Source organism: Neisseria montereyensis, assembly GCF_024834045.1.
In the GTDB taxonomy this organism is placed as follows: domain Bacteria; phylum Pseudomonadota; class Gammaproteobacteria; order Burkholderiales; family Neisseriaceae; genus Neisseria; species Neisseria montereyensis.
Genome location: NZ_JANUXW010000008.1, coordinates 95921 through 107245, shown reverse-complemented (window position 1 = coordinate 107245; position 11325 = coordinate 95921). Strand labels below are relative to the sequence as shown.

Below are 11325 nucleotides of genomic sequence, written 5' to 3'. Positions count from 1 at the left end.
CGGTACTACAATCATGACAGATGTAGTTTGAAATTGAAAAAGCTGAGTCCCGTAGCATACAGAACCCAGCTCGAAAAGGCAGCCTGAAAAGGCTTTTATGTTTGTCCAAGATTTGGGGGTCAGATCAATATTTCAGACGGCTTTTTTATATTGATAAAATGTTATTTACATATATTTTACTGCCACCGGCAATAGTCTGAAATATTCATTAAAGTTTAAAAATCGACCCTCTTATCTCTGTTATAATCCCTGCAATTAAATATTGTACGGGCAAAGAATCCACCTATTCTCAGGCGGCTTTTTATTTTGATTATTCTTTATCCGGCTTGAACCATGATTCGTTTCTCAGCCGCATACAGGCTGCATAAACAAACATTTTCTTTTTTCATGAAAGCATTACGATAAAATGAGCGAATACTTGTTTACTTCGGAATCTGTTTCCGAAGGCCACCCCGATAAAGTGGCCGATCAAATTTCCGATGCCATTTTAGATGCCATTCTGGCACAAGACCCTACGGCACGGGTTGCCGCCGAAACATTGGTTGCTACCGATTTATGTGTTTTGGCCGGTGAAATCACCACAACAGCTAAAGTGGATTACGAGCAAGTGGCACGCGATACGATTTCCCGTATCGGTTATAACGATTCGGAATTAGGCTTCTGCGCCAGTTCCTGCCGATTGCTGCAAAACTACGGCGAACAATCGCCCGATATTGCCCAAGGTGTTAATGAAGGCGAAGGGGTAGATCTGGAACAAGGTGCCGGTGATCAGGGTTTAATGTTTGGCTATGCCTGCGATGAAACGCCCACCTTAATGCCTTTCCCGATTTATTACAGCCACCGCCTGATGCAACGCCAAAGCGAAGTGCGCAAAAGCGGCCTGCTGCCGTGGCTTCGCCCCGATGCCAAAGCGCAATTAACCTGCGTATACGACAGCGAAACCGGAAAAGTTAAGCGTATTGATACCGTCGTATTGTCCACCCAACACCACCCCGATATCAGCCGTGAACAATTAATTGCCGAAGTTAAAAAGCATATTATCCTGCCGGTATTGCCGGCAAACATGCTAACCGAAGAAACCAAATATCTGATTAACCCGACCGGCATATTTGTAATCGGCGGCCCGCAGGGTGATTGCGGTTTAACCGGCCGCAAAATCATTGTCGATACCTACGGCGGCGCCGCGCCGCATGGCGGCGGTGCATTCTCCGGAAAAGACCCGACCAAAGTCGACCGCTCCGCCGCCTATGCCTGCCGTTATGTCGCTAAAAATATCGTTGCCGCCGGCTTGGCAACCCAATGCCAGATTCAGGTTTCTTACGCCATCGGTATTGCAGAACCAACCTCTATTTCCATTGATACCTTCGGCACCGGCAAACTCAGCGAAGCGGAATTAATCAAACTGGTGCGCGAACATTTCGACCTACGTCCGAAAGGCATTGTTCAAATGCTCGATTTATTAAGGCCGATTTACAGCAAATCCGCAGCTTACGGCCATTTCGGACGGGAAGAACCCGAATTCAGTTGGGAGCGTACCGATAAAGTAGCCGTATTGAAAGCGGCGGCAGGTTTATAAACTTTTAAATAAAATCCTATTCATATATCCTATTCAGGCCGTCTGAAAACATTTTCAGACGGCCTGTTTTATGGCCGGATACATTAACTTTAAACCACCTGATACCGCCAAGTCTGCCTGTGGATAAATTTGTCAAACCATCGGCATTGTGGGAAAATCTTAAAGATTAAATTTTTATGCAAAGGGCGGCAAACTATGCTGGATAGAGAAGGATATCGCCCCAATGTCGGCATCATCTTAACCAACGACCGCAATGAAGTATTCTGGGGTAAACGTGTGCGCGAGCATTCGTGGCAGTTCCCCCAAGGCGGCATCAAACCGGGGGAAAGTCCGGAAACCGCCATGTACCGTGAGCTTTTAGAAGAAGTCGGCCTACTCCCGCATCACGTTAAAATTTTAGGCCGCACCCGCGACTGGCTGCGCTACGACGTTCCCTCCCATTGGGTTCGCCGCGAATGGCGCGGTTCTTATCGCGGGCAAAAACAGATTTGGTATCTATTGCGCTTGGTCGGTCGGGAAAGCGATGTTCACCTGCGTGCCACCAGCCACCCCGAATTTGATGGTTGGCGTTGGCATCAATATTGGGCGCCGATAGATGAAGTAATTGATTTTAAACGTAATGTATATGAAGGCGCGTTAAGCGAACTTTCCCGCTTTTTGCGTGGTTTGGAAAGCTTAGAAGAATTTACCCGCAAACAAGAAAAATAAATAAACACCCCAACGCTTTCAGGCCGTCTGAAAGCGTTTTTCTTTTCAGACGGCCTGTTTAGCCATATAAATCATTATCAGAATGCCTTACCATACCCGTTATCCGACAACCCCGCCCTATCGCCTATTTTTATGACCCGATCCGAACGCTTACTCAGCTTATTGCAATTATTGCGCAACCACCGTCATCCCGTTACCGCCGAAACTTTGGCAGACACTTTATCCGTCAGCATCCGAACGGTGTACCGCGATATCGAAGCCCTGCGGCGGCAAGGTGCGGATATTCGTGCCGAAGCGGGCATCGGTTTTATTTTGCACAAAGATTTTCTATTGCCGCCGCTGATGTTTAATGAAAACGAAATCGAAGCTTTGGTGCTCGGCCTGCGCTGGGTAGTCGCTTATACCGACGACACACTGCGCGAAGAAGCCAAAAATGTGTTAACCAAAATCCACAATATCTTACCCGACAACTTATCCGGCCTGATAGAAACTCAGGTACTTTTCCCTGTTAAACAACCTAGCGGCTACGACGAACACGAGCAACATATTCTCAATACCGCCCGTGCCGCCATCCGTAGCAACCGCAAGCTCTCTTTCAACTATACCGATGCCAAAGGCCGGCCAAGCAACCGCTGCGTCTGGCCGTTTGCCATCGGCTATTTCGACCATACCCGCCTGATTTCGGCATGGTGCGAACTCAGGCAGGATTTCCGCCATTTCCGCTCCGACCGCATCAGAGCGGCGGTCATTGGGGAGCCCTACCCAACCCCGCACATGATTTTACTAGGCGAATGGCGGCGGCAAGAAAATATCAACCTACAACCCTTTGATTCTTAGGCCGTCTGAAACACTCCTGACAAAAACTGGCACCGCATACCCGTATTATCGCCAATATCAGAAAACGTAATCCCACCGGAACCCGATTTCCATCCTATCCCGACAATACGGAGATGCCTATGAAAAACCTTACCCTCTATACCATGCCCCAATCACGCGGCACCAATGTTCTTTGGATGCTTGAAGAGTGCGGTGCCCGTTACGATACCGTCGCCCTATCGGAACAAAGCATCAAATCTCCCGAATATCTTGCCATCAATCCCTTAGGCAAAGTGCCCGCCCTACGGCACGGTAACCATATCATCACCGAAACAGCCGCCATTATTACTTACCTAGCCGAACAGTTTCCCGATAAGCAGTTAATTCCCGATGCAACCGACGAAGAACGCGGACAATATTACCGTTGGCTGCTATTTTCGATTCAATTCGAATATGCGGCACGAGATAAACAACGGAATATTCAAAATAACGAAGCGCAACGCAGTGCCGTCGGCTATGGCGACTTTGATACAGCTTTTGATATGATATGCCAACATATCGGCAATCATGAATATATGGTCGGCAACCATTTCAGCGCACTCGATATCTATTACGGCGGTTTATTAACCTGGTTTACCCAATATGCCCGAGTATTCCCCGCCAACCCCATATTAACCGCCTATTTCGACCGCCTCTACACCCGCCCTGCTTTCCAACAGGCACAAACCATAGACCAAAAGCTTGCGGTGCAAGCGGCACAATAAAAAAATAGATTCATCAAACAATCAGGCCGTCTGACAAATATTCAGACGGCCTGTCCCTACTTTTCAAACTGCTTACCAAACCATGTTAAAATCCAAACCCATAATCTATTCTCAGCATTATCCGCCACATTATGTAAACATTCAGACGGCCTATACCATATAAACCATTCAAGGCCGTCTGAAACTTTGAAATGAAAAATAATTACCAGCTATGACCACATCCCGATACAGCGAATCTAGCATCACCGTACTCAAAGGCTTGGAACCGGTAAAAGAACGTCCGGGCATGTACACCCGTACGGAAAATCCTACCCACATCTGCCAAGAAGTTATCGACAATGCCGCCGATGAAGCACTGGGCGGCTTTGCAACGGAAATCAAAGTAGAAATCCATGAAGACGGTTCGCTGTCCGTATCCGATAACGGGCGCGGGATTCCGGTCGGCCTGCATCCTACCGAAGGGTTACCCGTTGTCGAGCTGGTTTTCACCCGCCTGCATGCCGGTGGTAAGTTCAATAAAAAAGATGGCGACAGTGCCTATGCATTTTCAGGCGGTCTGCACGGTGTGGGCGTATCGGTGACCAATGCCCTTTCCAAACGTTTGGAAGTTACGGTCAAGCGCGAAGGTAAAATCTACCGCATCGTTTTTGCCGGCGGCGATGTTATCGAACCGCTTACAGAAATCGGTAAATGTGCCGTTAAAAACAGCGGTACCGAAGTGAGGGTATGGCCGGACAGTCAATATTTTGAAAGCCCGTCATACAGTATTCCCGAACTGGAACGCCTGCTGCGCGCCAAAGCCGTACTACTTCCCGGCGTGACCGTGTCACTCATCCGACCTGTTAAAGGGCAAGCAGATAAAAATATCCAAACTTGGCACTACCCTAACGGTTTAAAAAGCTATTTGGCAGATTTAATCAGCGAAGCACAAGAAGCCGTACCGGTATTTTCGTCGGAAAACTATATTTCAGACGGCCACGATACAGATTTCAGCAAAGGCGAAGGTGCGGCTTTTGCCTTAACTTGGCTGGAAGAAGGTTCATCCAATAATGAAAGCTATGTCAACCTGATTCCCACACCGTTAGGCGGCACCCACGAAGCGGGATTAAAGCAAGCCGTATTCCAAGCTGTTAGCAATTTTATCAATCACCATAATCTCTTACCGCGTGGTGTGAAAGTACAAAGTGATGACGTGTTCAGCCGTGTTGCCTTCGTTTTATCCGCCCGGGTATTGGATCCGCAATTTCAAGGACAAACCAAAGATAAACTCACCAACCGCGATGCATTAAAACTGGTGGCTGCCGTTTCCGGCGACCCGCTAGAACTATGGCTGAATCAAAATATCGAAACCGGTAAGAAAATTGCCGAACTAGCTATCAAGCAGGCACAAGCCCGTATGCGTTCGGTCAAAAAAATCGAGAAGAAAAAAGGCAGCGGTGTTGCTGTCTTACCGGGCAAACTCACCGATTGCGAAAGTGAAGATATCCGCGAAAATGAACTCTTCTTGGTTGAGGGCGACTCAGCCGGCGGTTCGGCCAAACTCGCACGCGATAAAGCCACCCAAGCCATCCTGCCTTTACGCGGCAAAGTGCTAAACAGCTTTGAAGTTCATCAAGACCAACTATTTGGCAATACCGAAATCCATGATATTGCCGTTGCCATCGGTGTTGATCCACATAATGAAAATGACAATCCCGATTTAAGCGGCCTGCGTTATGGCAAAATCGCCATTCTCTCGGATGCTGATGTCGACGGCTCACATATCCAAGTATTGCTACTGACTCTGTTTTACAAACATTTCCCCAAACTGGTTTCAGACGGCCATATCTACGTTGCGCAACCACCTTTATTTAGAGTAGATGTCAATGCGCAAGGAAAAAGCAAACCGGCGCGTAAATTATATGCACTTGATCAGGCCGAATTAGACAGCATATTGGAGCGTCTACAAAAAGAAGGCGTTAAAGAAACAGCCTATTCTATTAGCCGCTTTAAAGGCTTGGGTGAAATGAATCCCGACCAGCTTAAAGACACCACCATGCATCCGGATACCCGCCGGCTGCTACAAGTCAAAATCCCCATAGCCGCATATGAGCAAACACAGCATATTTTTACCAAACTTATGGGCAAAGGCGAAGCCGCCAGCCGCCGTGCTTGGATGGAAGCAGAGGGAGATACGGCAGAAGTTGATATTTAATATTTTGAAGATTACCAAGCAGCCGTTAAACCAATTTCCTAATAAAAATATAGCTAATCTTTTACCTTTTTGATATTAAAGCGGATAAGTAAGTGACTTATCCGCTTTAATACTTTCACGCGTACCCAAACTAAAAACTTAATTTGAAACTAAAAGCTAAAATCAATAATAAAATAATTCTACAAAATATAAAAACCGCTTGATAAACTTTATTTTATCAAGCAGTTTTAAACATAATATCTAAAATAATATTTTAAATATCATTATTCAGAAACAACCTCAGCGGCTTTATCAACCAATTCAACCAGTGCCAAAGGTGCATTGTCACCTTTGCGGAATCCATATTTCAAGATTCTGATATAACCACCATTACGGGCAGCAAAACGAGGACCTAAGTCATCGAATAATTTTACCACCACATCACGGTCGCGTGTACGGTTAAAAGCTAAACGGCGATTAGCCAAGGAAGGTTTTTTACCCAAAGTAATTAGCGGCTCTACAACACGACGCAACTCTTTAGCTTTAGGCAGAGTAGTTACAATAGTTTCATGGCTCAATAATGAATTAGCCATATTACGCAACATTGCAGCACGATGGCTACTTGTACGATTTAATTTACGATTACCATTACGATGACGCATGTCATAATCCTTTAATGTTCAAACTTACGGCTTTTCCAATCCGACAGGTGGCCAAGCTTCTAATTTAGACCCTAACGTCAAACCTTTTGACGCCAACACTTCTTTAATCTCATTCAAAGATTTACGACCTAAATTAGGTGTTTTCAGAAGCTCTGTTTCAGTACGCTGGATTAAATCACCAATATAATAAATATCTTCAGCTTTCAAGCAATTTGCCGACCGTACAGTCAATTCCAAATCATCTACAGGACGCAACAAAATTGGATCGATTGGAGGTGCTTTTTCCTCAACCTCTTCCACAGGTGTTCCTTGCAAATCTGCAAAAATAGACATTTGATCAATTAAAATACGCGCAGCACTACGCACAGCTTCTTCCGGCTCAATAGAACCGTTGGTTTCAATATCCAAAACCAATTTATCCAAATCCGTACGTTGTTCAACACGGGCAGGTTCAACTTCAAAACTAACTCGATTAATTGGTGAAAAGCTAGCATCCAACTGAATTGCACCAATTTGTTTGCCTTCGTCACGTATAATGCGACGTCCTGAGACAGATTGATACCCACGACCTTGTTCAACTTTAATTTCCATTTCAATCTGACCGTTGTCAGATAAATGGCAAATCACATGTTCAGGATTAATAATTTCTACATCATGTGGCAAGCTGATATCGCTTGCCAACACAACACCCGGACCTGATTTTTTTAAAGTTAACTGAACTTGAGTACGTCCATGCAGTTTAAAAACTACACCTTTCAAGTTCAAAAGAACATCAACAACATCCTCTTGCATACCATCAACTGTAGAGTATTCATGCAAGACACCGGAAATTGCAACTTCAGTAGGGGCAAAACCATTCATGGATGACAGTAAGATACGACGCAAAGCATTACCAAGAGTGTGTCCGAAACCACGCTCAAAAGGCTGCATAGATACTTTAGCACGAGTAGACGAGAGAGTATCCACATCAATTTGACGAGGCTTCAAAAATTCAGATGTGCTATTTTGCATTTAACTGTCCCTCACTAAGCCAGCATTATTTAGAGTAGAACTCTACCACCAGCTGTTCATTAATATCGCCAGTTAATTCTGAGCGATCCGGTACATTTTTAAATGTACCTTCCATTTTATTCACATCAACAGAAACCCAGCTTGGCAGCCCAATTTGAGTAGCTAATCCTAAAGCTTCTTGAATTCGAACTTGTTTTTTTGCTTTCTCTCTAATAGCAACAACATCACCAACTTTAACTTGGAATGAAGGAATGTTAACCACTTGTCCATTCACAGTAATAGCTTTATGAGAAACCAATTGACGAGCTTCGGCTCTTGTAGAACCAAAACCCATTCTGTATACAACATTATCCAAACGAGACTCTAACAATTGAAGCAACAGCTCCCCAGTAGAACCTTTACGGCGGTCAGCTTCGGCAAAATAACGACGGAACTGTCTTTCTAAAACACCATAAATGCGACGGATTTTTTGTTTTTCACGAAGTTGTAAACCATAGCCAGATAAACGGGGCTTTCTTGCTCCGTGTTGTCCCGGTATAGAGTCTATTTTGCACTTAGACTCTAAAGAACGACGGGCACTCTTTAAGAATAAATCTGTACCTTCTCGGCGTGCTAATTTACATTTAGGGCCAATATAACGAGCCATATCTCAAATCACTCCAATATTAAATACGACGTTTTTTAGGTGGACGGCAACCGTTATGCGGTAACGGAGTAACGTCAGTAATGCTGGTAATTTTAAAACCAAGAGCGTTGAGCGCACGAACAGAAGATTCACGACCCGGTCCGGGGCCTTTAATACGAACTTCTAAATTTTTAACACCATACTCTTGGGCAACTTTACCAGCGCTTTCTGCTGCTACCTGAGCAGCAAATGGTGTACTTTTACGAGAACCTTTAAATCCAGCACCGCCGGAGGTAGCCCAAGATAATGCATTTCCTTGACGATCTGTAATAGTAATGATGGTATTGTTAAAAGAAGCATGAACATGCACAATACCTTCACTCACGGTTTTACGTACTTTTTTGCGTACACGTGAAGCTGTGTTTGCTTTAGCCATTAATTAAATCCTTAAAAATTATTTTTTACCGGCAATTGCTTTGCGTGGGCCTTTTCTGGTTCTAGCATTAGTACGTGTACGCTGACCACGAGTAGGCAGGCCACGACGATGTCTAAAACCACGATAACAACCCATATCCATCAGTCGTTTAATGCTCATAGTCACTTCACGACGCAAATCGCCTTCTACTTCAAACTTAGAAACTTGCTCACGCAAAGATTCCAATTGTGACTCATCTAAATCTTTTACTTTAGTACTAGGCTCAATATTTGCAGCCTGACAAATCAATTTAGCACGAGTCGAACCAATACCATAAATAGCTTGTAAGCCAATTACGATATGGGCATTATTCGGGATATTCACCCCTGCGATACGAGCCATACTTTTTTCCTTTTGGCAAAATGAATTAATATATCACAAAATCAAATTTAAAGGAACCACTCTTAATCTTGACATTGTTTATAACGAAAATCAGTACAAATAAAATATAACGTCTGATTACAACGAATAACTTTACAAATACAGCAAGTTTTTTAAAAGTTACACAAGAACTTTCTCTTTCTTAAATTATCTCGCTCTAAACACTATACGTGCTCTGGTTAGATCATACGGAGTCAATTCTACAGTAACCTTGTCTCCAGGAGAGATTCTTATGTAATGCATTCGCATTTTTCCAGAAATATGACCCAAAACAACATGGTCATTCTCTAGTTTTACTTTAAAAGTTGCATTAGGTAAAGTTTCTAAAATCTCACCCTGCATTTGTATGGTATCTTCTTTAGCCATATTTGTTTTACTTATGAGTTAATGATTTCATATCTGAACGCTTAATTAAGTGTTCATACTGCTGAGTCACTTTATATGCCTCAATTTGAGTACTAAAATCCATAGTGACTACTACTAAAATGAGCAATGATGTGCCGCCCAAATAAAAAGGTATATTCAATACTGAAGTTAAAAACTCAGGAATTAAACAAATAATTGTTATATATAACGCACCAAAAAATGTTAAACGCAACACAACATTTTCTAAATACTTAGAAGTTTGTACTCCAGGCCTAATACCTGGAACAAATGCACCACTTTTTTTCAAATTCTCCGCCATTTCTTTCGGACTAAAAACCAATGCCGTATAGAAATAACAGAAAAAAACTATTGTTGTTGCAAATAACAATATATAAATTGGCTGCCCATGTTGAAGCATCCCTATAACTTTTTGAATCCAGCTATTTGTATCAACTGAGCCAAACCAACTTAATAAAGTCGAAGGAAAAAGAATAATACTAGAAGCAAAAATTGGCGGTATAACCCCAGCCATATTTAGCTTAAAAGGCATATGCGTATTTTGACTTTGAACTATCCTATTACCTAATTGCCTTTTTGCATATTGTACTGGTATTTTTCTCTGTGCACTTTCAAAATACACAACAATATAAATTAACAATATAACACCAACAACCAGAGACACAGCAGTAAACATGCTCATTGCCCCCTGATTGGTTAATGTGACCAATTGAATAATACCAGAAGGTATCCCCGCTGCAATACCAGCAGTGATTATCAGTGAAATGCCATTACCTACACCACGTTCTGTAATTTGCTCGCCTAACCACATTAAAAACATGGTACCTGTTACCAAACAAACAACCGTAGAGATAAAAAACTCTAATTGGGAAACCACTACTATATTTTGTTGGTAAACAAAAGTTGCCACACCAAAGCTCTGCATTATTGCTAATAATACAGTACCGTAACGAGTATATTTAGTTATAGTCTTACGACCTGCTTCTCCCTCCTTCTTTAAAGCTTTTAAGGAAGGAAGAATTTCAGAGGCCAACTGAACGATAATGGATGCCGATATATAAGGCATAATACCAATGGCAAAAATACTAAAGCGCTGCAGTGACCCTCCAGAGAACATATTTAACATTCCCAGAATGCCACTGCTTGCACTTTCATAAAGCTTAGCTAATGCAGCTGCATCAACTCCAGGTACAGGTATATGTGCACCAATTCGAAAAACAATTAACGCACCCAATAAAAATACTAAACGTTTTTTTAAATCACCGAACTTAGCCGGACCTGATAATTTTGGTTGATTAGCCACTTAATATAAGCCTTATTCTTCTATTTTGCCACCAGCAGCTTCAATCAAAGCTTTTGCACCTTTTGTGGCTTTAATACCTTTTAAAGTAATCGCTTTCTGAATAGAACCGGTAGCTATTACTTTAACATTAGAAATATTAGTATTTACTAATCCTGCTTGCTTCAGAACTAATAAATCAATTTCATCTACGGCAATTGAATCCAAATCTTTCAAACTCACTTCTGCAGTAGAGTTTGCAGTTAATGATTTAAATCCACGCTTCGGTAAGCGACGTTGCAAAGGCATTTGTCCACCTTCAAAACCCACTTTATGGAAACCACCTGCACGGCTTTTTTGACCTTTATGGCCACGCCCACCAGTTTTGCCTAAGCCACTACCAATACCACGACCGACACGTCTTTTAGCATGAGTAGCACCTTCTGCTGGCTGAATAGTGTTTAAATACAT

Annotated in this window: 14 protein-coding genes; 6 read left to right on the top strand and 8 right to left on the bottom strand. The window is 43.1% G+C overall.

The window, feature by feature from the left end; all coding sequences use genetic code 11:
• The 6 genes from NXS09_RS10820 to parE all read left to right on the top strand — a co-directional run.
• The coding region (locus NXS09_RS10820) for an IS3 family transposase (protein ID WP_353617865.1) at positions 1 to 87 on the top strand (87 nt) is incomplete at its 5' end.
• Between the two features lie 319 nt (positions 88 to 406).
• Positions 407 to 1576 carry a methionine adenosyltransferase gene (gene metK, locus NXS09_RS08920; protein WP_259292187.1) on the top strand — a complete coding sequence of 390 codons (1170 nt, stop codon included), beginning with the start codon at positions 407 to 409 and terminating at the stop codon, positions 1574 to 1576.
• A gap of 195 nt (positions 1577 to 1771) precedes the next feature.
• Positions 1772 to 2284, top strand: a complete 513-nt coding sequence (locus NXS09_RS08915) for an RNA pyrophosphohydrolase (protein ID WP_151052950.1) — start codon at positions 1772 to 1774, stop codon at positions 2282 to 2284.
• A gap of 132 nt (positions 2285 to 2416) precedes the next feature.
• The gene (locus NXS09_RS08910) at positions 2417 to 3121 is read left to right on the top strand and encodes a helix-turn-helix transcriptional regulator (RefSeq protein WP_259292186.1); all 705 of its coding nucleotides are present in this window, start codon (positions 2417 to 2419) and stop codon (positions 3119 to 3121) included.
• Positions 3122 to 3240: 119 nt separating this feature from the next.
• Complete coding sequence (locus tag NXS09_RS08905) at positions 3241 to 3864, top strand: glutathione S-transferase family protein (protein ID WP_259292185.1); 624 nt, start codon at positions 3241 to 3243, stop codon at positions 3862 to 3864.
• Between the two features lie 211 nt (positions 3865 to 4075).
• Positions 4076 to 6058, top strand: coding sequence for a DNA topoisomerase IV subunit B (gene parE / locus NXS09_RS08900; RefSeq protein ID WP_259292184.1), 1983 nt, complete (start codon positions 4076 to 4078; stop codon positions 6056 to 6058).
• A gap of 263 nt (positions 6059 to 6321) precedes the next feature.
• Here parE and rplQ read toward each other — a convergent pair whose 3' ends face one another.
• The 8 genes from rplQ to rplO all read right to left on the bottom strand — a co-directional run bounded on the left by rplQ (position 6322) and on the right by rplO (position 11325).
• Positions 6322 to 6699 (bottom strand): 50S ribosomal protein L17, encoded by a 378-nt coding sequence (gene rplQ / locus NXS09_RS08895; protein WP_151052741.1) that lies wholly within the window; start codon positions 6697 to 6699, stop codon positions 6322 to 6324.
• 24 nt (positions 6700 to 6723) lie between these two features.
• Positions 6724 to 7710: a DNA-directed RNA polymerase subunit alpha gene (locus tag NXS09_RS08890; protein WP_259292183.1), complete on the bottom strand. Its 987-nt coding sequence runs from the start codon at positions 7708 to 7710 to the stop codon at positions 6724 to 6726.
• 25 nt (positions 7711 to 7735) lie between these two features.
• Positions 7736 to 8356, bottom strand: coding sequence for a 30S ribosomal protein S4 (gene rpsD / locus NXS09_RS08885; RefSeq protein ID WP_259292182.1), 621 nt, complete (start codon positions 8354 to 8356; stop codon positions 7736 to 7738).
• A gap of 19 nt (positions 8357 to 8375) precedes the next feature.
• A complete protein-coding gene (gene rpsK / locus NXS09_RS08880) occupies positions 8376 to 8771 on the bottom strand; it encodes a 30S ribosomal protein S11 (protein WP_151052747.1) in 396 nt (131 codons plus the stop codon).
• An 18-nt stretch (positions 8772 to 8789) separates the two neighbouring features.
• Positions 8790 to 9152 carry a 30S ribosomal protein S13 gene (gene rpsM / locus NXS09_RS08875; RefSeq protein ID WP_259292181.1) on the bottom strand — a complete coding sequence of 121 codons (363 nt, stop codon included), beginning with the start codon at positions 9150 to 9152 and terminating at the stop codon, positions 8790 to 8792.
• 186 nt (positions 9153 to 9338) lie between these two features.
• A complete protein-coding gene (gene infA / locus NXS09_RS08870; RefSeq protein WP_003684714.1) occupies positions 9339 to 9557 on the bottom strand; it encodes a translation initiation factor IF-1 in 219 nt (72 codons plus the stop codon).
• A gap of 7 nt (positions 9558 to 9564) precedes the next feature.
• A complete protein-coding gene (secY, locus tag NXS09_RS08865) occupies positions 9565 to 10878 on the bottom strand; it encodes a preprotein translocase subunit SecY (protein WP_259292180.1) in 1314 nt (437 codons plus the stop codon).
• A gap of 12 nt (positions 10879 to 10890) precedes the next feature.
• Positions 10891 to 11325 (bottom strand): 50S ribosomal protein L15, encoded by a 435-nt coding sequence (gene rplO, locus NXS09_RS08860; RefSeq protein ID WP_259292179.1) that lies wholly within the window; start codon positions 11323 to 11325, stop codon positions 10891 to 10893.

What these genes read in the sequence shown, in the direction of transcription:
- metK (WP_259292187.1), top strand. Translation starts at nt 407, where the DNA reads ATGAGCGAATACTTGTTTACTTCGGAATCTGTTTCCGAAGGCCACCCC.
- NXS09_RS08915 (WP_151052950.1), top strand. Translation starts at nt 1,772, where the DNA reads ATGCTGGATAGAGAAGGATATCGCCCCAATGTCGGCATCATCTTAACC.
- NXS09_RS08910 (WP_259292186.1), top strand. Translation starts at nt 2,417, where the DNA reads ATGACCCGATCCGAACGCTTACTCAGCTTATTGCAATTATTGCGCAAC.
- NXS09_RS08905 (WP_259292185.1), top strand. Translation starts at nt 3,241, where the DNA reads ATGAAAAACCTTACCCTCTATACCATGCCCCAATCACGCGGCACCAAT.
- parE (WP_259292184.1), top strand. Translation starts at nt 4,076, where the DNA reads ATGACCACATCCCGATACAGCGAATCTAGCATCACCGTACTCAAAGGC.
- rplQ (WP_151052741.1), bottom strand. Translation starts at nt 6,699, where the DNA reads ATGCGTCATCGTAATGGTAATCGTAAATTAAATCGTACAAGTAGCCAT.
- NXS09_RS08890 (WP_259292183.1), bottom strand. Translation starts at nt 7,710, where the DNA reads ATGCAAAATAGCACATCTGAATTTTTGAAGCCTCGTCAAATTGATGTG.
- rpsD (WP_259292182.1), bottom strand. Translation starts at nt 8,356, where the DNA reads ATGGCTCGTTATATTGGCCCTAAATGTAAATTAGCACGCCGAGAAGGT.
- rpsK (WP_151052747.1), bottom strand. Translation starts at nt 8,771, where the DNA reads ATGGCTAAAGCAAACACAGCTTCACGTGTACGCAAAAAAGTACGTAAA.
- rpsM (WP_259292181.1), bottom strand. Translation starts at nt 9,152, where the DNA reads ATGGCTCGTATCGCAGGGGTGAATATCCCGAATAATGCCCATATCGTA.
- infA (WP_003684714.1), bottom strand. Translation starts at nt 9,557, where the DNA reads ATGGCTAAAGAAGATACCATACAAATGCAGGGTGAGATTTTAGAAACT.
- rplO (WP_259292179.1), bottom strand. Translation starts at nt 11,325, where the DNA reads ATGTATTTAAACACTATTCAGCCAGCAGAAGGTGCTACTCATGCTAAA.